We start from the raw sequence: 21,190 nt of genomic DNA, 5'->3' as shown, positions 1-21,190 counted from the left end.
ATTTAAGGCTTGTTTTGGGCTCCTGCTTTTCTTTGGAAACGTTGCTGAGTCTGCTTTCTTGGCTTGAGTGGCTGCGCGCAGATAGGCTATTGCCAACACAGATTTCTTGCAGGCCGCAAATGCCCCAAAGCCGTAGTGTTCGAGCAAAGAATACCGCGTCAGTGAACAAGAATGCATTGCCGAAAAGCTTGTTTTTCAGGCAAATCAGGGTCTTAGAACCCAAGCTCGTCCGAACGCCCAACGCTGGCTGTCGTACCTTCGGGCTCAGGGTTACTACTTATGACGCAGGAACAGGTACGTTTGGCGGACGACAATACGCACACCACTTTTTGGAAACAGTTCGGTCCTTACCTCACAGAAAGGCAGTGGGGGACAGTCCGGGAAGACTACAGCGCCGAGGGGAATGCTTGGGGCTTCATCAGCCACGACATGGCCCGCAGCTACGCCTATCGTTGGGGCGAGGAAGGCATAGCGGGCATCTCCGACGACCAACAGCAGCTCTGCTTTTCGGTGGGCGTGTGGAACGGCCGCGACCATATTATCAAAGAACGGTTGTTCGGCTTGAACAACTACCAGGGCAACCACGGCGAGGACGTGAAGGAGCATTACTACTACTTAGATAGTACGCCCACGCACTCCTACATGAAGATGCTGTACAAGTATCCGCAACGGGAGTTTCCCTACGACGAGCTGATCAACGAAAATGCCCGCCGGACCCGTGAGGAGCCAGAATTTGAGTTGCTGGACACTGGGGTGTTTGATGATGGCCGCTACTTCGACGTGTTTGTGGAGTACGCCAAGGCTGGCCCCGATGACATTCTGATTCAAATAACGGTACACAACCGCGGCCCCGAAACAGCCCGGCTGCAAGTGTTGCCGCAGTTGTGGTTTCGCAACACCTGGAGCTGGGACCACGACAGTTACCGCCCCGAAATGCGCCAGACGCAGCCGGGAACCGTAGAAATCGACCACCAAGCGCTAGGCACCTATCAGCTCTACTGCGACCAAGACCCCCAGCTGCTGTTCTGCGAAAACAACACCAACGGGGCCAAGCTGTATGGATTGCCTGCCGAAGGCCAGCATTTCAAAGACGGCATCAACGACTATGTGGTGGAAGGCAAAAGCGGCGCCCTCAACGCCGAGCAGCAAGGCACTAAAGTGGCCGCGCAATACAAGCTGCGCGTGGCACCCGGCCTTACGCGCGTAGTGCGGCTGCGGCTAAGCGCCCACCACCACCAAGCGCCCTTCGCCGATTTCAACGAACTATTTGAGACCCGTCGCCAGGAGGCCGACGAGTACTACAACTGCCTGCAGGAGGGCATAACGAACCCCGATGCGCGCAATGTGCAGCGGCAGGCGTTTGCTGGCATGCTGTGGAGCAAGCAGTTCTACTACTACGACGTGAGCCAATGGCTGGACGGCGACCCCGCCATGCTGATGCCGCCCGCTGAGCGGCGCAAAGGCCGCAACCGGCACTGGCGGCACCTGCACAACGCCGACATTATCTCGATGCCTGACAAGTGGGAGTATCCGTGGTACGCGGCCTGGGACCTGGCGTTCCACTGCATTCCGCTGGCCATGGTCGATGCCGAGTTTGCCAAACAGCAGCTGCGCCTCCTCACCCGCGACTCCTACATGCACCCCAGCGGCCAGCTCCCTGCCTACGAGTGGAACCTCTCGGACGTGAACCCACCGGTGCATGCCTGGGCTACCTGGCGCGTATTCAAGATGGACAAGAAGCTCCGGGGCGACAACGGCGACACCTACTTCTTGGAGTCGGTGTTCCATAAGCTGGCCCTGAATTTCACGTGGTGGGTGAACCGCAAAGACCAAAGCAACCGCAACATCTTCGAGGGCGGCTTCCTGGGGCTCGACAACATTGGCGTGTTTGATAGAAGCGCCCCGCTGCCCACCGGCGGCCATATCGAGCAGTCAGATGGCACGAGCTGGATGGCTATGTTCGCGCTGAACATGATGCGCATGGCCCTGGAACTGGCCAAAACCAACTCGGTGTACCAGGAAATTGCCGGTAAGTTTTTCGAGCATTTCCTGTACATCGCCGATGCCATGACCCGTGGCGGCGACGGAGTATTCAACCTCTGGGACGAAGAAGACGAGTTCTACTACGACGTGCTGCATACCCCCGACGAAGAGCGCACCAAGCTCAAGGTTCGCTCCATCGTGGGGCTGATTCCCTTGTTTGCCGTCGAGATAGTAGAGCAGGAACTCCTGGATGCTATGCCCGAATTTACGGCACGCGCTACCTGGCTGCTCTCCAACCGGCCGCACCTAGCCAAGCTGGTGGCGCGTTGGGAGGAACCGGGCCGCGGAACCCGCCACTTGGTAGGGCTGCTGCGCCGGGAACGGCTCACCAAACTCCTTACCCGCATGCTGGACGAGGCCGAATTCTTGTCGGAATACGGCATTCGGGCCATGTCGCGCTACCACCAAGACCATCCGTATGTGTTCAGCACAGAGGAAGCGGATTTCTCGGTGAGCTACGTGCCTGGCGAAGCAGAATCCAGCATGTTCGGCGGCAACAGCAACTGGCGCGGACCTATCTGGTTTCCCATCAACTACCTCATCATCGAGTCGTTGGAGCGGTTCCACTTCTACTACGGCGACTCGCTGAGAGTGGAATATCCTACCGGCTCTGGCAACTTGCTCAATCTGAAAGAAGTGGCGGCGGCTCTCGCTGACCGCCTGAACAAGTTGCTTCTCAAAGACGAGAACGGCCGGCGCCCCGCCTTCGGGGATAATGAGTTACTCCAAACCGACCCTCACTTCAAAGACAACCTGCTCTTCCACGAGTATTTCCACGGCGACGACGGGCACGGCTTGGGCGCCAACCACCAAACGGGCTGGACTGGGTTGATTGTGAGATTGTTGCAGAAACGAGGACAGGAGGCGGCACCATCCGAAAAACAAAGTGTCACGCCATCGGCTTCTGATAGCTTATTTGTAACCTCTGCTTAAGTTCATGAGCTACCCCAACGCCGTTTCGCTCCAAGCTCCCGACAACACCACGCTAAACGCTTACACGGCATTCCCGAGCACCGCCGGTCCGCACCCAGGCATCATCCTGTTTCAGGAAGCCTTTGGGGTAAATGGCCACATCCGCAACGTTGCCGACCGCCTGGCCGAAGCTGGCTACGTGGTGGTGGCACCCGAGCTATTCCACCGCACCGCAGCGCCAGGTCTGGAAATTCCGTACTCGGATTTCGCAAGTGCCATGCCGCACTACAGCGCCATTACGGTTGAGGGACTGACCGCTGATGTGCAAGCCGCAATGGCCTGGCTGCAAGCCCAAGACAGCGTAACCGACAAAATTGGCAGCATCGGCTTCTGTTTGGGTGGCCGGGTTGCGTTTGTAGCCAATGCCGTGGCCCCGCTTGCCGCATCGGTGTCCTACTATGGCGGCGGTACCCACCTCGTGAAAAACCTAGCGAGTGATTTGCACGCCCCGCACCTTTTCTTCTGGGGCGGGCTGGATCAGCACATCAGCAAAGACAAAATCGAAGAAGTAACTCAGGCGCTGGACGCCGCCGGCAAGCCGTATATCAACACCGTAATTTCCTACGCCGACCACGGCTTCCACTGCGACGAGCGGCCCAGCTACCATCCCGCTGCTGCCGCCGAAGCCTGGGCACTAACGTTGGCCTTCTTCCAGGAAAAGTTGCGCAGTTAAGCTGTTGCCTGGAATGGATGCAGAGCTACTGTATACCTACACACTATAAAGCCGCAGGTTGATGATAAAGCTATGTGCTTTGGCATCAACCTGCGGCTTTGTAGTGTGTACGGTGCTTTAGACTAGTCATCCGTAAACTACTGGTAAGGCGCGCTTTTTAAGAACCTGCTTCCTTTTTCTGCATGGGAGCCAAGATGTTACGGTCGACGTAGAACGTGCCGAAGGGAACGACGCACGCCAGCAGCACTTTCCAGGTGGTGGTGGCAAAACGCCAGTGATATTCAACGCCCACCCGCACCGTGTTCAGCACAAAGAGCAGGAATAGCAACCCGTGGATGGGCCCCAGGGCCCGGACCAGGCTTGGGTCGTGGGAGAGGTACTTGAGGGGAACGGCCACGCCGATGAGCAACAGTAAGGAAATGCCTTCCAGCAGTCCGAGTAGGCGGAGGCGGCCAATTGGGGATTTCAACATCAGCAAACTTAAAAAGGGAATCGGAAATACGGGCGGTTGGCCAGGGGCGAAAACGGCCATGGTATCGCCAGGAAAATCAGTAGCAAGGCGGCCGTGAACCACAGGGCCATCGTGCGAAATTGGGTGGGGCTGGTTGGCTGGCGTTTGGCCAAGGCCGAGCCGATGGTCAGGACGACCACAGCCACCGTCATGGCGGCTACGTGCTGAAAGCCGAAAAACAGCGTGCCAGGGTCGTGCATCGCGTCCCGAAAACGAAAGGTTTTCAGCAACGGACTCGTGAAGTACAAGGCGTAACCTAGCACGAGTTGCACGTGTGCAAGGGTCGCAACGGTGTGCCGGGTGGCGTTGTCGTGGGCAGAGAAGGCTTTGCCGCCAACCCAGCCCTGATAGGCCCGGCCAATACCATACAGAAGCCCACCGAGCACAGCCCACCGCCCCAATGAGTGCAGAAACAACAACAGAGAGTACATATCCGTCAGGCCGTTGGGCAAGAGCAGGCATAACCAGACCCGGCTGCATCAGAAAATAAACAAGTACCTAACGAGCTGGGCGTATGAAACAGCAAGCGTTGGTGAAGAGGAAAGGCCATTGGATTCTTTGCGTGGGTGCTGAGGCAAAGGTCATACCCAGCGCAAAGGAGCGTTAGTACTGAAAAAGCCGAAATCAGGACTTTTCAATCATTCTGCGAAATACCAGCGGCGACACCCCGGCGTGCTTCTTAAACAACCGACTGAAATACGAGGGGTCGGCCACGCCAACTTCGCTGGCAATTTCAGCCACCGACAGCGTGCTTTGGAAAAGCAGGGCCTTGGCTTCCAACACAACGGTTTCTTCCAGCCACTTCGTCGGCGACTTGCCCGTGACCGTGCGCACGGATTTGGTTAAGTGGTTGGGCGTGATGTGTAGCAGGTTAGCGTAGTCACTAATGGAATGTGCTGATTTCAGCGAAGTAGCAACCAATTGCTTGAAGCGGTTGGTGATGGCCAGCGCCGAGGACTGCGGCGGGGTGGGAGTGGTGGCGTAGGCCCGGTTCAGCTCGTGGAGCAAGGCCAGCAGGTAAGCGCGCAGAATGTCGGGGTAATGCAGCGCATGGGTGTTGAATTCCGTGAGCAGACGCTGCATCCCGTTCTCAACAAAGCCCGCCGTTTGCGAATCAAGCTCGATGTAGGGGCTGCCCCAAAATTGCAGGAACTCGAAAGGATTTGGGGCGTCGGTGGGGCCGGTTTTGCCGAGGAGCATATCGTCGTGAAAGTGAAGCAGAAAGCCCGTATTCTCGTCGCCGGGCTGAAAAGAATGCACTTGCCCAGCTCGTACCACTAGCATCTGCTGCGGCTGAATGGTATAGATTTCATTGCCGATGCTCATGCGCGCCGTGCCCGAAGTCAGGTAGAGGCAGCTGTGCCCTGTGGCCCGCGAAGGCGGAATACCCTGCGTGAATTGCTGGTACATCTGCTCCACGGCTACCGCAAAAAACAACTCCGACCCTACCCGCCGCAGATCCCGGAAAGCCGACTTGTCGGGCATGAAATGAGTCAGAAAGCCGCTGGTATTGTAGGTGTTAATTGCTTGGGAAGATGATGCGCTCATAATGTTGAAACAGCCAAATAGCTAACGTACTGACGCTGCACTAGCGCCGCATCAGTAAGGACGAGTTATGCCCCCGGATGCTTTATTACCGGAGCAAACTACTAACCGGCTCACTGCAGTTCGTGAACAATGCAGAGACGCGATACTTCGCGTCGCGGCGTTGAACAGGTGGCCTGCCTAAAACAGGTTTACGATGGTTGTCGAAGGCTTCGTGCTACAGCTAACCAAACAACGACACGGCGCGAAGTGCCGCGTCTCCACCCAACATGATTATGGGTTGCGAAACAACTGGGGGCAGTGCTTTGCAAATAGAAAATGGGCTCAGCTGATAGTCCTGTGGCTTGATGAACGCAATAGCGCGAAAATGACTGCTGCCGCCCGCTATATTGCGGCCTAACGCTCTCAGAATGCCCCTTACCACCGATTGGAGTGAGCTGGCGGTAGCGCAGGTGCAAGGCCGGTCGCGGCTGATTACTTGCCGCAACTTGCAGCCACTCAAGATTCTGAATCCAACAGCTCCTTCTGGTTCCTGCCACGCGGTGCTGTCCAGCTACGGCGGCGGCATGGTGGCCGGCGACGTTATTCAATTACGTATCACGGGCGGCGCCGATACCCGGCTGTTCGTTAGCTCGCAGTCCAACACCAAAATCTTCAAGTCCATTGACGGCCAGGTGGCCGAGCAGCATATTGCTGGCGAACTGGCCGAAGGAGCCCTGGCCGTGGTGTTCCCCGACCCCGTTGTGCCACAAGCAGGCAGCCGCTACCGGCAAATCCAGCACTGGAACATAGCCCCGAACGCGCTGCTACTGGTAGCCGACTGGCTGCATTCCGGCCGCATGGATATCGGCGAGAAATTCGAGTTTCACTCGTTCTTCTCGGAGCTGCACGTGCGCCACCACGGCCGCCTGACGCTCCTCGACCGGTTTGCGTTCAGCCCCGACAAGCACATTGCCACGTCGCCGGCCAATTTCAGCACTCATCAAACGGTGCTCTCGCTCTACCTGGTGGGGAGCCCCGCTGACCCGCGCTTCACGCGCCTTGCGGCGTTGTTTCAGCAGCTTAAGCTAGTCATGCCCGACACTCCACAATTCGACCTCAGCGGCCATAGTTGCCTGATATCCGTAACTCAGGCCAAGGCCGATGTGTACGTGCTGCGCGCCGCCGCCCACAGCCGCCACGCATTGCAGCCGCTTTGCACGCAAGTGCTGGACGTGTTGGCTGAAGAGCAATTCTTCGGCTACAACCCGCTGGCGCGTAAGTATTGAGGAACGAGCTGCCCTTCCGTATAATGAATGGTAGCTTGCCCCTCACCACTTGTGACTACGAACGGGGCCGGCGGTCCTCACTAACCGATTGAAAAGCGCGGTCTTTGGCGGCGTGAATGTGGTTGATGATTTCATCGAGGCCGAAGCCGTCGAGGGCCCGGGCGAACAGGAATGGCCCCTCGCCGCGCATCCGCCGCGAGTCGCGCTCCATCACACCCAAGTCGGCCCGAATTAGGTCTTTGAGGTCGATTTTGTTGATGACCAGCAAGTCGGACTGCGTGATGCCGGGGCCGCCTTTACGCGGAATCTTGTCGCCACCCGATACGTCGATAACGTAGATGGAATAGTCCACTAGTTCGCGGCTGAAGTGGGCGGCCAGGTTGTCGCCGCCGCTTTCCACAAACAGCAAATCCAAGGTTGGGAAACGCACCATTAAGTCTTCCAGCGCGTCCATGTTCACGGAAATATCTTCCCGGATGGCCGCGTGGGGGCAGCCGCCGGTTTCCACGCCCACAATTCGGTCGGCACTTAAGGCACTGTTGCGGATCAGAAACTCGGCGTCTTCGCGGGTGAAAATGTCGTTGGTGACCACACCCAGCGCGAAGTCGTTGCGCAGCCGCTCGCACAGCGCCTTGAGCAGCGCCGTTTTGCCCGTGCCCACCGGCCCGCCAATGCCCACGGTGAAGGCGCGCTTCCGGAAATTACGGTAGGAGGGCAGCCGGCGCGTTTCCCGCTTAGTGAAGTCGCCTGGTGACTCCATCACCTCGTGCGTGTGGCCGTGTAGCAGAAGGGCAAGTTTGTCAGCAAAAGCCATAGTGAAGGCAAGGTTGTGAAAGAGTGAAAGGACAACGGAAAGGATGTCATCCAAGGTGCCGGAACGCTGTCGAGACGCGAAGTGCTGCGTCTCGACAGCGTTCTGGAAGCTGCTAAACTAATTCTGAAACAGCTTCGAGTAAATATCCTCGTGTAGTACCTGAGTTGCATCCAACAGGAAAGCAGATCGGGTGGCTTCGTGATAGTACTTGCTGCCGTGCTCAGCCAGCAAGTGCTCGAACACGGCGTAGAAATCGTGCTGGAGGCGGTGGCCTTCCAACGGACCCATGAACCCCAGCCGGATAGCCGCGCTGAGTTGGTCGCGCAAGGCCATGTGCAGGTACACCGCTTGTAAATCAGCCAAGGCAAACCCAGCCCGTTTCAGCGCCAGCGTGAAGCTAATGGTGAAGTGTAGCGGCACCTGTTGCACCGCAAACCAGGCGCTCAACTCAGGCAGGTGGGCGGCCGGATAAAAAGAGGCCAATAGCTTCAGCCAGGTCTTGCCCTGCGTGATGCTAGCCCGGTGCAGCGCCGGAACCAGCAGTTGCGCATCGTATTCCTCGGCCAACTGCCGCAGCTCTGGCCCTAACTCCGGCAGTGTGAAACAAGAGTGCATAAACGGCAGCTCCAAGCTAGCCGCTTGCTGCATATAAGCGTACAGGTGCTGGCGAAACTCCCCCGGCGTTTTTACCAACCCAAACGTGAGGCTGCTCTCCAAGCCATACGAATATGCAAACGAGCCTGTCGGCAGGGCGGAGTCTATAAGGTGCAGCAGCCGAACAAATTGCATGAGGAAAGGAAAAGATAAGGGGAGCTGTAAATAATTAAAAGCTAACTCCCCTCAGCTGAGGAGGGGAACTAGCTTTAAAATAAATTATACAGTTGCGCTAGCGGCAGTTTGGTAGCTGGTTCGCAGGTGAGGTGCACGCCGTCAACGGTCACGCGGTAGGTTTCGGGGTCTACTTCGATGTTGGGGAGGTAGTCGTTGAGGGCCATGTCTTTCTTGGTTACGGTGCGGCATCCTTTCACCGCTACTACTTGTTTGGTTAGGCCGTAGGTGGCCTGCACGTGCGCCACTGAGGCTTGCGAGACAAACACCATCGACGTCGGGCCAATGGCCGAACCGAGCGAACCGAACATGGGCCGCGAGAAGGCCGGCTGGGGCGTAGGAATGGAGGCGTTGGCATCACCCATCTGCGACTGTACAATCACGCCGCCCTTGATAATCATTTCCGGCCTAGCACCAAAAAACTGCGGCTTCCAGAGCACCAAATCGGCCAGCTTGCCTCGCTCTACGGAGCCTATTTCGTCGGCGAAACCGTGGGCGCGAGCGGGGTTGATGGTGTACTTGGCCACGTAGCGCTTCACCCGGAAATTATGATGGCCGCGGCCGGCATCCTCGGGCAAGGGGCCACGCTGCTGAGCCATTTTGTGGGCAGTCTGCCAGGTACGGGTCAGTACTTCGCCCACCCGGCCCATGGCCTGCGAGTCCGAGGAAATGATGCTGAGCGCCCCCATATCGTGCAGAATATCCTCGGCGGCAATGGTTTCGCCGCGGATGCGGCTTTCGGCGAAGGCGACGTCCTCGGGGATATTCCGGTCGAGGTGGTGGCAGACCATCAGCATGTCCAGGTGCTCATCGATGGTATTGACCGTGAAGGGCCGCGTAGGGTTGGTGGACGAGGGAATAACATTCGGCTCGCCGCAGATTTTGATGATGTCGGGGGCGTGGCCGCCGCCGGCGCCCTCGGTGTGGTAGGCGTGGATGGTGCGACCCTTGAAGGCAGCAGTGCTGGTTTCCACGAAGCCGCTTTCATTGAGCGTGTCCGTATGGATGCACACCTGCACGTCGTACTGCTCGGCAATGGTCAGGCACTGGTCGATGGCGGCAGGGGTGGTGCCCCAGTCTTCGTGCAGCTTGAAGCCCAGCGCGCCAGCTTCCACCTGCTCAATCAGGCCCTCGGGACGGGAGGTGTTGCCCTTGCCCAGAAAGCCGAAGTTTAACGGGTATTCCTCGGTAGCACGCAGCATCATTTCCAGATAGAATGCACCTGGTGTGCAGGTGGTAGCCGTGGTGCCCGCCGCCGGCCCCGTCCCGCCGCCCACCATCGTAGTAATGCCCGACGCCAGGGCCTCCGGTATTTGCTGCGGACTAATGAAATGAATGTGGCAGTCAATGGCGCCCGCCGTCAGAATCTGCCCTTCGCCGGCAATAACTTCGGTGGTCACGCCCACCACCATGCCGGGTGTCACGCCGGGCATAATGTGCGGGTTGCCAGCCTTCCCGATGCCCACAATTCGCCCGTTCTTGATACCAATATCGGCCTTGTAGATGCCGGTGTAATCCACGACCAGGGCGTTGGTAATCAGCAAGTCCAGCGCCTCCGCTTGTGCAATGCCGGCGGCCTGGCCCATGCCGTCGCGGAGCACCTTGCCGCCCCCGAACTTGCATTCCTCCCCATACACCGTGTAGTCCTGCTCGACTTCAATCAGCAAATCCGTGTCGCCGAGGCGCACTTTGTCGCCGGTAGTGGGGCCGTACATATCGGCGTACGCCTGCCGGGATAGAGGGTAGGGCATGGTAGGCTAGGTTATAGAGTGGCGCTTTATGGTTAGCGTGCATCTGCGACGCGTGCACTGTCGGTTTCACATCTCTGACGTGTCTGTTGGCACGATTTGCCAAAACGGCGCAGTTGATTCGCGTCATAGACGCGCCCCAGCCGTGGATTAATTAATCCAAGTACTTTGGGTGAAAAGCACGTGGAAATAAATTAATAGCAGCAGGTTAACCAAGTATAAGCCGGTTGCCATTTCCCTATACCAGGGTATTGAATTTGAGCTAACAGCTAGATGGATTACTACGTAAATAAAAAACAACGCGTAATATAGAATGGCCTGCCTAGGATAAAAGCTATTAAATTCCCATAAGCCTCCTAAGCTGCTTACTACTAATAAGTATATAACAAATAAAAGACCCACTAGCCAAACTTTTTGCCGGGGAGGTAATTGCCAAATTTGCCACAACAATACCACAAAGAATGGTGAAGCTAAAATATAGCGAGCCAATCCTACCAAGTCTCCTCCTTGGTAAAAAATAATAAAAAACCCAGCGCCAAAGCAATATCCCAGAGAGAAAAGAACTGCCCGAGAAGGAAAGACAACTCCGTGAAATTTTTTGCGTCCACTTAATAACCACTTGTATCCCAATCCCAAGCAGAAAACCATACTACAGAGAGCTATCAGTAGGCCAAAGGAATCCAACCATAGCACATTAATGCCCGCAGAGCTGTGGAAAGGGAAAGTAGGTTCTTTAAAAGTTTGTCCCCACAGAGAGTGTACTTTATAAAAAGCCCAAGCATCGCCATGGCTGTTGTATTGCATCAGCATTACAATGCCGACAGCACTTGCCATAGCCAGAATTCCGCCTAGGATACGAAGAATACTCTTGTGCCAAGGTTGTTGATTCCACCAGAGTAACTCAGCAAATAAGTAAGCCGGTATAAATAGAGTAGCTGCTGAACGGGCAAGGCAAGCTCCTAGTAGCCCCACAATCACTAAGCCGTACTGATTTCGGTGCAATCCAGCTAGAAATAATGCCCCCAACATGAAGAACAAAGCTTCTGCATAGGGTACCATAACAAAAAACAGCATGGGGGCAGAAAGGGAGACCAGAATTTGGCGAGCTGATAGCCGGAAAGCCCAGGCTAAAATTCCCACTCCAATACAGCCACAAGCGCCATTCATAATGCTTATCCCAACTGCGTTAAGTCCGGTTAACTTCCAAACAACTGGTAGTAGCGGGAAAAAAGCATTAATTGCACTTGAAGCGTCATCGTAGCCTGTCTGCGATAAACGGTAAAACAGCCCAGCGTCCCACGATTGGAGACTTACCTCGTTTGGTATGTGCTGAATGATACCTAATGTATATAGGGCAAAATAGGTAATTAGTAATATGCCTACATGCGCCCCTATTGTTATAAAGATGAGAGCAGCACGATTCCGTACAAGCGTATGGGGCCAGTGAGTAGCCTGTCGTAGATAAGGCAAGTTAACCATGAGTATTAGCGTATTTTTTCTACAAACAGATCATCAAAGTAGAATTTGTAATGGTAACCCCACTGCCACAAGTAGATTTTCACCTGATCTGTGTCTTGCATATTTGGTGGTAAAAAGTGTGTTTGATGTATTAATTGCCACTGTTTATAGCGTTTCACCACTTCTTGTATAGGCAGCATTCGGTAGTGAATGGCCTCGCCGTTGCGTTCTACTACTACTACTAGTGCTGCATGCATCAAACCGTGCGGCAGCCATACCCAGCCTCCTATCCGAAGATGCTGTGGGCTTCCCAACTCCGACCAGGTTTTGATGATACTAGGCCCATAGTCAGCAGTAGCTAAAAACTGATTGGACCATTGCCCTGTGTGTGCTATTGTGTCCGCTAGCCAGTCAGGGTCAGGTGCTGTGGTTCCGTGCACATCTTCATAACCTACTTGTAAAACAGTGGTAGGAGAATCGGACTGACAACCGCTCAGTAGAAACCAAACCAAGCTCATACTGGCCGCTATACAGCGTACTGCCAAACAACTCATTTCTGTTTTTTTGAGGAAATATACTACTCCTAACTATAGCAGGGCGTAGTAGGAGCCCTAAGAAGGGTCAGCTAGTGAAGAACCCGGCATATATGCAAGTCCCTTTTGAAGCGTGTGATGCAGAGCGTGATGAGTTACACGGTTCTGATGCCCATTAACACGATTTGCCAAACGAGTCGCCCAGGCGTACCCGTTCGCTAGTAGTAGGGCCGTACATATCGGCGTACGCCTGCCGGTTGATGCGAAGGGACATGATGACTTAGCTTTATATGATTATGGTGGAGCAATTTGCTTTTTGCAAATGGCAGACTGGCTTCCTCTCAGGTACAATCAAGAGTAATATTATATGATAACCAAGGTGTCTTTTCTGCAATTCTAAATCCTACAGTATTCTGAATGGTAGCTATCCACTCATCGGTTGAAGAACAATCAGTTGACCATTGATTGAAATTATCAACCCCTACAAAATTCTCTTTATCAAATGAAAAGGTCTGCGATATTTGATAGTACTCTTCTTCACCTTCAATACAGAATTGGCGCGTAAAACTGATAGTGAAAAGTGCAGGTTGCTCTGAACTTAAACCGAACACTCCATATTCAAAAAGGAGCATATCATTATCTGGTGCACTATTATCTACTCCTGCTATTTTAGTGTTCTTATAAAGCTTAATTATAAGCTTTACCACTGAAGAAATTGTAGCATTTTCATCCTGAGATTCTAGTTTATCGAACTCGTATTTATATGTATTTTCTATATTCGGTAATTCAACAGTATAAATCATGGTATAGGAATGAATGTGTTTGATTTCGCCGCTAAAATCAGCTTTTCAACTTATACAACGCATTTTCTTTACTTCCAGCCTCATCCAGCTTCCCGTCAATCCAGCCGTTGCCGCCGTACACGATACGCTCGCCGGACAAGGCTACCAACGTCACCCGTTTCCGCTCGCCGGGCTCGAAGCGGACGGCTGTGCCGGCGGGAATGTTGAGGCGGAACCCGTAGGCTAGCGCCCGGTTGAATTGCAGGGCGGCGTTGGTTTCGAAGAACGGGTAGTGCGAGCCAACCTGCACCGGCCGGTCACCCATGTTGGTTACGTCTATCTCCACGGTGGCACGGTCGGCGTTCAGAGTAATATCTGCTGAGGCCAACAGATACTCGCCGGGGTTGGGGTGCAGCACGTTGTCGATAACCAGTTTCTCGGTGGTGCGGGTGAGGCCGGAGGCGTAGAGCGCCAGTTCGGGGGTGCCTTGCTCGCGGCAGATGGGGTGGTGCACGGTCACGAGTTTGGTGCCATCGGGAAAGGTGCCTTCCACTTGCACTTCGGCTATCATGTCGGCCACGCCGGGTAGCACGTCTTGCAGGCCGAGGAGCTGTTTGCCTTTATCCATGAGCACTGCCACCCGCTCCCCATCGCGGATAAACTCCAGTAGCTGGGTGGCAATGAGGGCCATAGCTTCGGGGTAATTAAGAAGCAGGCCGCGGGCATAGCGCTTTTGCGCTACAAAACCGGCTTGGTGCAGCACCAGCTTATCGAGGTCCTTGGGCGAAAGGTGCATGGGTGATGGTTGCTTATTGGGAGTCTATTGTTGAATAGCTGATGGCTGAACTGTTGATTGCTAGAAAGGAAAGTTGATAGTTGAACGGTCAACAATCAGCGGTAACCATCACCAATTCAATTAAACATTCACGTAAATCATCCAGCCGCCGTAGAGGATGCAGGCCAGCGACGAAACCACGCCGGTGGCTAGGCGAATGCGGCGGCTTAGGCGCATGCGGGGCGTGTATGGAATGCTGAGCAAGCCTGCCACCCCAAACATGCCCAAGATGGAGCCCACTCCGAACACCAGCAGATACAGGATGCCAAGCAGTGGGCTGGTAATTTCCGTCATTACCAAGAGCACCAGTGCGCCGCTGCCCGCTAGGCCGTGGATGAGCCCTACGGTATAGGCCACGCGGTGCTCGGAGGTGGTTTTTATCTTGAAGCCTAGCGGCTCCTTGCCCGCTAACCGGCTCAACCCCATGACCACCAGCATGAGCCCCACGGCGGCCTCGAAATAGCCTGATTGCAGAAACGTGGCCCGACTCAGCAAAATTACGGAGCCTACCAGCGCAATCATGGTGGTGTGCCCTAGCCCCCAATACAAGCCGTCTTTCATGGCCAGTAGGGTGCTGTCGCGCTTGGAAACCATGCTGCTAACGGCCAGCAGATGGTCGGGCTCGAAGGCGTGGCCGGCGCCGGCTACCGACGCGAACAGAATAGGCAACAGGTTCTCCATGCAGAAGCAGGTTGGGGCTGAGCTTGCTGGTGTAGGATAGAGAATCCGGGGTGGGGCGGGCGGCAGCAATTCGGTGTTTCCTATGGGCCGATTGCTAGGACAGGGTTCGGAAATATAAGTGCCAAGTTCCACTAAACTGCAAAAGCGACCCGACATTGCTGCCTGGCCGCTTTTGGCGGTGCGTGGTAGTGATTGTGTTAAGGGGGTTACTTCATTTTGGCTTGCAGCAGCTTTACCACCTCAGCGTTGCCGCTTTCCTTGGCGCTGGCCATAGCATCCTTGCCGTCGTTGTCCTTAAGCTTGGGGTCGGCCCCAGCGGCTAGGAGCAGCGTAACCAACTCTGCATTGCCTTCGCCAGCGGCGGCCATAAGCGCCGTAGCGTTGAAGCTGTCGGGCTTGTTGACGAGGGCTTTGTGCTGCAGCAGCACTTTCACGGTCTCCGTTTGGCTGCGGCCCGCGGCCAGAATAAGAAAGCTAGTTGGAAAGCCGGGCATCATCTCCACCGGCGCATTCGGATCGGCACCGGCTTTCAACAGTGCATCCACGTCAGTGGGTTTATTTTTTACTACGGCCGCATACACCTTTTGAGTGGGTGTTTGGGCCATAGCTACTGTGGCGAAACCTGAAAATAAAACAAAAACGAGAAGAAGTTTTTTCATGCCAAGAAACAGACTCTAGATGTAATCAATAGCTTCAAATATAGCAAGTCATCTAGAAAAAACGCTATTTAATGGCCTTATTTACGCGCGTGATGATGAAATAGCGAGTAAGCTTCGGCAAGATCTTAGCGCCCCATCTATTGAGGTGTTTGCCCTATAGTTCAATTTCTGCGGATCTCGTCAACCGGGTAATTCTGAGTGCAAGCTAGCCTGATGGGAGTAGTGAATTCTAGGCTGACGGCGCGCTTCGCTGGCAGCGTTGTGCGTAATTCTATCTACAGTGCTGGGCGTACGTCCTGCGGGGGGCGGTTGTACGTAGTTTTCACGTGAGGCACCGTAGTGGGTGGTAGTGGCTTGAGACTGGCCGCTGGCTGTCACCAAGAATATAGCGAACGGAAAAGCGTTTTTCACCAGACAAAGAGTTTGCGTCTGAGTGTGTGGCTCCTACTTGTAGCGCTATTACTGGTTGGTCATTAGCGGGTTTATGTTGCTGCGGCTTGCCGACCCATACGCTGGGCCATCATGCTCGCCATGATGATTTGGAGGGCGTGGTAAAGCATAAGCGGCAGCAGGAGCGCCCCCGTAGACGCAGTAGTCGGAAACAACAAACTGGCCATTACGCTGCCGTGCACCAACGACTTTTTGGAGCCGCAAAACAGGGCCACTATCCGGTCTTCACGCGCAAAGCCCAGTACCCCGCTCAAGCCCCAGACCAACCCGAAAATCAACAAGTACAACGCCACCATGCCCAGCCCTAGCAGCACCACGTCGGTGGGTACGTAGCTAGTGAAAACACCTTCGGCAAAGGATTCGCAAAACGAGGTGAAGACGATGAGCAGAATGATGACCTGGTCGAAGGTGCGTAAGGACTGGCGGTGCCGCTCAGCGAAGCTCCCGAACCGATGGTTGAGCAGAACGCCCGCTACCACGGGTAGCACCACCTGCCAAGTTAAGTCCAGCGCGAGCCCCCACAGTTGGCCGCCCCCAGTGCCGGTGTGCAGGATCAGGCTGGTCCAGATGGGGGTGAGGAAGATGCCGAGCAGGCTGCTAATACTGGCATTGAAGATGGCTGCGGGTAGGTTGCCACCGGCAATGCCCACCATGACCACCGACGTAGAAACCGTGCTAGGCAGGGTGCAAAGAAAGAAAATACTTTGCCAGAGCAAATCGGCCTTTTCGCTGCCAAAAAACGGCCGCACGGCCAGCGCCAACAAGGGAAATACCACGAAAGTGGTGAGTTGTACTACCGTGTGCAGCCGCCAGTTACGCAGCCCAGCCTTCATCTTGTCCAGGTTTAGTCGTAAGCCATAGAAAAAGAAAATGAGGGCCACGCCTGCCGTTGTCAGTAGCTTCCAAGGCACCGGGCTGGCTTTGCTGCCTACGCCCGGCAGCAGATAGGCTAGCCCTACGGCTACCATCAACCCCACTAGAAACCAGTCGAGCAGGCCGGCTCGGCGCAGTAGGGCCACAACGCGGTTTTCGGGAAGGGCTGGTTTGGAAGTAGTGGGCATGCTCGGGAAGTAGGAAGGGCAAAGTAGGGTTGAACGGGCGGAGGCGGTAGTGCTACAGCTCGATTTTGCCGCCACCACACCCTACAACGATACGCGAAGCACAGGCTCCGTGGTGCAGCCAACGGCGTTTAGCCAGACAAAATAAAAGCGTCAGGCTACAATTGCCTGACGCTTTATAGGTTATGCAGAGGAGTAGCTCGCGCTTTTTACGACGGACTTGCCCTCCGTTGCTTTCCGAACGCGAATTACGCGGCCACTAGCTTGGCTTGCTTTTTCTTGGCTTTGCGCAGCCGGTTCAGCCACATAATAGTGCCCGTAATGGGGAAGGTGACACCCAGCAGGCAAACAATCAGGCTGATGATTTTGGAAGGCAGGCCGAAGATAGAGCCGGTATGCACGGGCTTGAACATGCCACGTACGCGCTGGCCCAGGTTGCGCTGTTCGTAGGTTTGCTGACTGATTACCTGGCCCGTGTACTGGTCTAAATACACCTCGTCGGTGGCGTTTTCGTAGCTGGCCCCCGGCCGTAGCGTGGCTACTTTGATGCTACCAGTGGAATCTTTGGGTAGCTGCAGAGAATAATACTCGGCGGTAGGGGCCTGCTGCCGGGCTAGGGTGAAGGCGGCATCCGGCGTGAGGGCCGCGGCATCAGCCACTGTTGGCGCGGCAGAAGTAGGAGGCTCTGGCCGTTGCATAGGCGAGTTCGTAACCGCATAAATGCCTTTGTTGAACCACTCAAACGACCAAGCCAAGCCAGTGAAGGCGAAGATGAAGAGGAAAAGCGCCGAGTAGAACCCGAGCACAATGTGCAAGTCGTGGTTGACGCGCTTCCAGTTGCCGTTCCATTTCACCGTCAGGCGCTGCCGTACGGCGTTGCGCGTGGCAGGCCACCATAGCACAATACCCGTCCCGATAATGAACAGGAACATCACGGTGCTAACGCCCACTATCAGCTTGCCGATGGGGCCGCCCACCATGCCGCGGTGCAGGGCCATCATCGTGAAGAAGAACGTTTCCCGGTAGTTTAACTCGCCCATGACGGCCGCAGTGTACGGATTCACGAACACTATCGGGCCTCGGCCACCTTCGCCACCGCCTTTACCGCCTTTGGCTTCGGGGCCTTTGCCGCCCCGGCCTTGCGCACCAAGCTGGCCGCCCGCTTCCGAGCGGGCCCCTGGGCCGCCTTCCGCGTGGCTTTCACGGCCGGCACGCCCTTCTTTACCCGCTCCTTCGCCTTTACGCTCGCCGCTGGGGCCGCCGGGCGCCCCTGCCAAGCTGACTTCAACAGTACGGGTTGGGTCGGCGTACACCTTCATCCCCGTGATTTTAGCGTCTGGCTTATAGGCTTTCACCGCCGCTGTGAGTTGGGCTAGTGGCTGGCGCGGAGTGGTTGGCGGGGTCACGAAGTACCGCTCCCGGTGCCAGGCTTGCTCTAGCTCTTTCTCGAAAACCAGCACCCCACCCGTAAAGCACACCACGGCAATAACAAGGCCCGAGACCAAACTCAGATACAGGTGAATATTGCGAAAGAAGATTTTCATACTCGATACTGTTAAAGACGGAATCTGCTAGTGAATTTCGGCAGAAAACCCAGAAAACAACCAATTGCAGTTGGCTCTTTCTGGGCTTCCTTCACTCACCTCTTACTTATGGGTTCTACTGCGTTGTCCTAGAACCGGTAGTTGGCCGTTGCCGAGAAGTTGCGAGGGGCAATGGGGTTCACGCTGTTGTCGTCGTGCAGGTTGTAGCTCAGCTCATCCAGGATGTTGGCTAGTTTCACCCGTACCGAAAACCGTTCAAACGTGTAGCCAAGCGAGGCATCGAAGAGGGTGTAATTCGGGATGCTGATAAACTTGTTGACATCGGCGGAGGGGTTGCCGCTGGCGTCCACCCACGGTTTGCCGGTAGCCGGGTTAAGGAAACGGCTGTTGCGGCCCGCCAGCTTGTCGCCCACGTAGTAGCTGGTAACGCCCGCCGTCAGGCCACGAAGGAAGGTGTTGTCGAAAGAGTGGCTGAAGTTGTAGAACAAGCTGAAGTTGGCGGTATGCGCTGGGTTGTAGCGCAGGCGGCTGCCGTCTTCATAGATATTGCTTTTGGTGTAGGCGGTGTGGTTGTAGCTGTAGCCCGTAATCAATGTCCAGCCCATCATTGGCTTGCTTTGCACGTCCACTTCCACCCCTTTGCTGGTTACTTGGCCCGCTAGCTCTTGTGGGCTAGCCGTGGCAGCTGTGGCAAAGCGAGGGTCGGTGGGCAGGATGCCCTGCGCCTGGTTGCTGTTTACAATGCGGTAGGCCGTTACGTTGGCCGACAACGCCCCTTTGAAGAGGTCGTTCTTGATGCCTACTTCATACTGGTCGATCAGAGAAGGAGCTAGTGTTTTGCCTTCCAGGTCCACTCCGGTGTTGGGGGTGAAGGAATTGGAGTAAGAAGCAAATACGGAGCTGGTTTTGATCGGTTGATACACCACCCCTAAGCGTGGCGAGAAGGCATTGTCGAAGCGCCGGTTTACCACATAGGTGTTGGCCGTTCTGTTGTTGATATTGGCGATGGTGTTGTAGTTGAACACGTCGCTGGGCGTTTCCTGGTAGCTCCAACGCACGCCAGCCAATACCTTCACTTTGTCGGATACGCTCAGCAAGTCCTGCACATAGAAACCCGCCCGACGCGTGTTGCCCTTGGTTAAGGAGTTGCGTACCAACTCGTTGAAGCTTGATAGGCGCTCGACGGGCTGCTCTATGGATTTGTTGGGGTCTAGCAGGCTGATGATGTCGTAGGTGCTAACCGCGGTTGTGGGCCGGGAGGCAGACGCTGGGTTGGTATAGCCAATGGTAGAGCTCTGATACTGGTCGGCATCGGCACCCACCAACAGCGTATGACCCAAGAAGCCCGTGCGGAAAGTGCCAGTCAGGTCGAGCTGGGCGAGGTAATAGTTCTCGGCCGTTTCGGTGCGCTGCAAGCCCCGGACCAAGTTGCCGTAGGTTGGGCCCGGAGTAATAACCCCCACCGGACGCGTGGCGCTGCGCAGTTCGTTGTCGTAGCGCTGGAAGGCGCCTACTGCGCGTATCTGCCAGGCATCATTGAGGCGGCTGCTGAGCGTGGCAGTAGCGCTGGTTTGGTTGGTCGCGTTGTCGGCGCCGGGTACGTTCAGGAAGCGGGTGCGCGACTCCTGAATTTGGTAATCGATAGAGCCAATGCCGTAGTCGGGCGTGCGGTTGTCGCGCAGATAGTCGCCTTCCAGAATCAGCGTGGTTTTGGGCGTCAGCTCGAAGAGGAGGGAGGGGTTCACGTACACACGGTTGGATTCCACTCCGTCGCGGAAGCTGTTGGCGGTTTCGTAGGTGCCATTCAGGCGGAATGCCACTTTCTCGCTGTTTCCTACTGCGCCGTATACATCAACAATAGGCTTCCAGAGGCCGAAGCTGCCCACGCGCAGCCCTACAGAACCACCCTTTTCAAATTGGGGCTTCTTGGTTACGAGGTTTAGCACGCCCCCAGCTGCTACGTTGCCATAGAGAATAGCCGCGCTGCCTTTCAGCACTTCCATGCGCTCCAGCGAGCTGGCTTCCGGCATCACGCCGTTGTTGAAGCGGACCCCGTTTTTGAAGGTGTTGTTGCTGCCGTACGCAAAGCCGCGGCTGCCCAATTCTTCCTGCGTACCGCCCGTAGTGCTGGTTACGTACAAGCCGCTCACGTTCACAAGGGCATCGGAGAGGCGCAGCACCTGCTGCTGCTCTAGCACTTCGCGCTCTACGGTTACGGCGCTTTGGGGCAGGTCGAGGGTGGCTACGGGCAGCTTGCCTACGCTCACCGTGCGCTGGTTCAACGACTTGGCGCCCGTCACGGTTACCTCCGATAGGTTCTGGTTGCTCGCCGCCAGCGTGAAAGCCGGTACCGGGGTGCTTTCGCCGCCCGTTACGGTCACCGGAACCTCCTGGGCCACATACCCGATGCTGGTCACGACCAACTCATAAGAACCGGCTTGGGCCGATAGCCGGAAGTTACCGTCCGCGGCAGTGCTGGTACCAAACGACGTGCCTTTCAATGCCACTGTTACGCCTTCCACCGGCTTGCCTGCTGCGTCGCTAACCTTGCCCGTTAACCACCCGCGCCGTACCGGATCATCGGCTCCTGCAACGGCAGAAGCAATACGTGGGCTGGTAGCAACGGTAAGCGGAAGAGCATGAGCAACACCACTAAGTGGCAGCGAAAGAAGTAGTAGTAAAGCAGATCGGGACATTGAACAGCGCGGTTGGCTTGTTTAGACTGATTAAAAACAATGCAAAGCACGTGTCTATTTAGATGAATTCAAAATAGCTTTGAAAATATTTT

Annotated in this window: 19 protein-coding genes; 3 read left to right on the top strand and 16 right to left on the bottom strand. The window is 55.6% G+C overall.

The window, feature by feature from the left end:
• Positions 1-279 precede the first annotated feature (279 nt).
• Positions 280-2,976 (top strand): MGH1-like glycoside hydrolase domain-containing protein, encoded by a 2,697-nt coding sequence (locus tag MTX78_RS13385; protein ID WP_243794994.1) that lies wholly within the window; start codon positions 280-282, stop codon positions 2,974-2,976.
• 4 nt (positions 2,977-2,980) lie between these two features.
• Positions 2,981-3,688 carry a dienelactone hydrolase family protein gene (locus MTX78_RS13380; RefSeq protein WP_243794993.1) on the top strand — a complete coding sequence of 236 codons (708 nt, stop codon included), beginning with the start codon at positions 2,981-2,983 and terminating at the stop codon, positions 3,686-3,688.
• 157 nt (positions 3,689-3,845) lie between these two features.
• Here the strand turns inward: MTX78_RS13380 and MTX78_RS13375 are convergent, their stop codons facing one another.
• The 3 genes from MTX78_RS13375 to MTX78_RS13365 form a co-directional block, all read right to left on the bottom strand.
• On the bottom strand, positions 3,846-4,160 hold the full coding sequence (locus MTX78_RS13375) for a DUF3817 domain-containing protein (protein WP_243794991.1): 315 nt from the start codon (positions 4,158-4,160) through the stop codon (positions 3,846-3,848).
• Between the two features lie 8 nt (positions 4,161-4,168).
• Positions 4,169-4,630, bottom strand: coding sequence for a hypothetical protein (locus MTX78_RS13370; protein WP_243794989.1), 462 nt, complete (start codon positions 4,628-4,630; stop codon positions 4,169-4,171).
• A gap of 193 nt (positions 4,631-4,823) precedes the next feature.
• Positions 4,824-5,747 carry a helix-turn-helix domain-containing protein gene (locus MTX78_RS13365; protein WP_243794988.1) on the bottom strand — a complete coding sequence of 308 codons (924 nt, stop codon included), beginning with the start codon at positions 5,745-5,747 and terminating at the stop codon, positions 4,824-4,826.
• Positions 5,748-6,154: 407 nt separating this feature from the next.
• Between MTX78_RS13365 and MTX78_RS13360 the strand changes: the two genes are divergently transcribed.
• Positions 6,155-7,012, top strand: coding sequence for an urease accessory protein UreD (locus MTX78_RS13360; RefSeq protein ID WP_243794986.1), 858 nt, complete (start codon positions 6,155-6,157; stop codon positions 7,010-7,012).
• Between the two features lie 55 nt (positions 7,013-7,067).
• On the opposite strand, the gene ureG is transcribed toward MTX78_RS13360, so the two are convergent.
• The 13 genes from ureG to MTX78_RS13295 form a co-directional block, all read right to left on the bottom strand.
• Positions 7,068-7,826 (bottom strand): urease accessory protein UreG, encoded by a 759-nt coding sequence (gene ureG, locus MTX78_RS13355; protein WP_243794984.1) that lies wholly within the window; start codon positions 7,824-7,826, stop codon positions 7,068-7,070.
• Positions 7,827-7,943: 117 nt separating this feature from the next.
• On the bottom strand, positions 7,944-8,615 hold the full coding sequence (locus MTX78_RS13350) for an urease accessory protein UreF (RefSeq protein WP_243794982.1): 672 nt from the start codon (positions 8,613-8,615) through the stop codon (positions 7,944-7,946).
• A 74-nt stretch (positions 8,616-8,689) separates the two neighbouring features.
• Complete coding sequence (gene ureC, locus MTX78_RS13345) at positions 8,690-10,405, bottom strand: urease subunit alpha (protein WP_243794981.1); 1,716 nt, start codon at positions 10,403-10,405, stop codon at positions 8,690-8,692.
• A gap of 147 nt (positions 10,406-10,552) precedes the next feature.
• Positions 10,553-11,881, bottom strand: a complete 1,329-nt coding sequence (locus MTX78_RS13340) for a hypothetical protein (RefSeq protein WP_243794979.1) — start codon at positions 11,879-11,881, stop codon at positions 10,553-10,555.
• Positions 11,882-11,886: 5 nt separating this feature from the next.
• Positions 11,887-12,378, bottom strand: a complete 492-nt coding sequence (locus MTX78_RS13335) for a hypothetical protein (protein ID WP_243794978.1) — start codon at positions 12,376-12,378, stop codon at positions 11,887-11,889.
• Between the two features lie 190 nt (positions 12,379-12,568).
• A complete protein-coding gene (locus MTX78_RS13330; protein ID WP_243794976.1) occupies positions 12,569-12,667 on the bottom strand; it encodes a hypothetical protein in 99 nt (32 codons plus the stop codon).
• A gap of 67 nt (positions 12,668-12,734) precedes the next feature.
• Positions 12,735-13,196 (bottom strand): hypothetical protein, encoded by a 462-nt coding sequence (locus MTX78_RS13325; protein ID WP_243794974.1) that lies wholly within the window; start codon positions 13,194-13,196, stop codon positions 12,735-12,737.
• Between the two features lie 37 nt (positions 13,197-13,233).
• Positions 13,234-13,971, bottom strand: coding sequence for an urease subunit beta (locus MTX78_RS13320; protein WP_243794972.1), 738 nt, complete (start codon positions 13,969-13,971; stop codon positions 13,234-13,236).
• 120 nt (positions 13,972-14,091) lie between these two features.
• Complete coding sequence (locus MTX78_RS13315; RefSeq protein ID WP_243794966.1) at positions 14,092-14,691, bottom strand: urease accessory protein; 600 nt, start codon at positions 14,689-14,691, stop codon at positions 14,092-14,094.
• A 206-nt stretch (positions 14,692-14,897) separates the two neighbouring features.
• Positions 14,898-15,350, bottom strand: a complete 453-nt coding sequence (locus MTX78_RS13310) for an ankyrin repeat domain-containing protein (RefSeq protein ID WP_243794964.1) — start codon at positions 15,348-15,350, stop codon at positions 14,898-14,900.
• A gap of 482 nt (positions 15,351-15,832) precedes the next feature.
• Positions 15,833-16,861, bottom strand: a complete 1,029-nt coding sequence (locus MTX78_RS13305) for a bile acid:sodium symporter family protein (protein WP_243794962.1) — start codon at positions 16,859-16,861, stop codon at positions 15,833-15,835.
• Positions 16,862-17,106: 245 nt separating this feature from the next.
• Positions 17,107-18,402: a PepSY-associated TM helix domain-containing protein gene (locus MTX78_RS13300; RefSeq protein ID WP_243794961.1), complete on the bottom strand. Its 1,296-nt coding sequence runs from the start codon at positions 18,400-18,402 to the stop codon at positions 17,107-17,109.
• 128 nt (positions 18,403-18,530) lie between these two features.
• Entirely contained in the window at positions 18,531-21,098 is a 2,568-nt protein-coding gene (locus MTX78_RS13295; RefSeq protein ID WP_243794959.1) for a TonB-dependent receptor, read from the bottom strand.
• Positions 21,099-21,190: the final 92 nt, after the last annotated feature.

Source organism: Hymenobacter tibetensis, from assembly GCF_022827545.1.
GTDB classification, from domain to species: domain Bacteria; phylum Bacteroidota; class Bacteroidia; order Cytophagales; family Hymenobacteraceae; genus Hymenobacter; species Hymenobacter tibetensis.
The sequence above is the reverse complement of the archived record's forward strand: the minus strand, read 5'-3'. Positions and strand labels throughout refer to the sequence as shown.

Coding starts and splice junctions, on each gene's coding strand:
- MTX78_RS13375 (WP_243794991.1), bottom strand. CDS start 4,160: ATGTTGAAATCCCCAATTGGCCGCCTCCGCCTACTCGGACTGCTGGAA.
- MTX78_RS13305 (WP_243794962.1), bottom strand. CDS start 16,861: ATGCCCACTACTTCCAAACCAGCCCTTCCCGAAAACCGCGTTGTGGCC.
- MTX78_RS13385 (WP_243794994.1), top strand. CDS start 280: ATGACGCAGGAACAGGTACGTTTGGCGGACGACAATACGCACACCACT.
- MTX78_RS13350 (WP_243794982.1), bottom strand. CDS start 8,615: ATGCAATTTGTTCGGCTGCTGCACCTTATAGACTCCGCCCTGCCGACA.
- ureC (WP_243794981.1), bottom strand. CDS start 10,405: ATGCCCTACCCTCTATCCCGGCAGGCGTACGCCGATATGTACGGCCCC.
- ureG (WP_243794984.1), bottom strand. CDS start 7,826: ATGGCTTTTGCTGACAAACTTGCCCTTCTGCTACACGGCCACACGCAC.
- MTX78_RS13340 (WP_243794979.1), bottom strand. CDS start 11,881: ATGGTTAACTTGCCTTATCTACGACAGGCTACTCACTGGCCCCATACG.
- MTX78_RS13315 (WP_243794966.1), bottom strand. CDS start 14,691: ATGGAGAACCTGTTGCCTATTCTGTTCGCGTCGGTAGCCGGCGCCGGC.
- MTX78_RS13310 (WP_243794964.1), bottom strand. CDS start 15,350: ATGAAAAAACTTCTTCTCGTTTTTGTTTTATTTTCAGGTTTCGCCACA.
- MTX78_RS13330 (WP_243794976.1), bottom strand. CDS start 12,667: ATGTCCCTTCGCATCAACCGGCAGGCGTACGCCGATATGTACGGCCCT.
- MTX78_RS13380 (WP_243794993.1), top strand. CDS start 2,981: ATGAGCTACCCCAACGCCGTTTCGCTCCAAGCTCCCGACAACACCACG.
- MTX78_RS13320 (WP_243794972.1), bottom strand. CDS start 13,971: ATGCACCTTTCGCCCAAGGACCTCGATAAGCTGGTGCTGCACCAAGCC.
- MTX78_RS13360 (WP_243794986.1), top strand. CDS start 6,155: ATGCCCCTTACCACCGATTGGAGTGAGCTGGCGGTAGCGCAGGTGCAA.
- MTX78_RS13325 (WP_243794974.1), bottom strand. CDS start 13,196: ATGATTTATACTGTTGAATTACCGAATATAGAAAATACATATAAATAC.
- MTX78_RS13300 (WP_243794961.1), bottom strand. CDS start 18,402: ATGAAAATCTTCTTTCGCAATATTCACCTGTATCTGAGTTTGGTCTCG.
- MTX78_RS13335 (WP_243794978.1), bottom strand. CDS start 12,378: ATGAGCTTGGTTTGGTTTCTACTGAGCGGTTGTCAGTCCGATTCTCCT.
- MTX78_RS13365 (WP_243794988.1), bottom strand. CDS start 5,747: ATGAGCGCATCATCTTCCCAAGCAATTAACACCTACAATACCAGCGGC.
- MTX78_RS13295 (WP_243794959.1), bottom strand. CDS start 21,098: ATGTCCCGATCTGCTTTACTACTACTTCTTTCGCTGCCACTTAGTGGT.
- MTX78_RS13370 (WP_243794989.1), bottom strand. CDS start 4,630: ATGTACTCTCTGTTGTTGTTTCTGCACTCATTGGGGCGGTGGGCTGTG.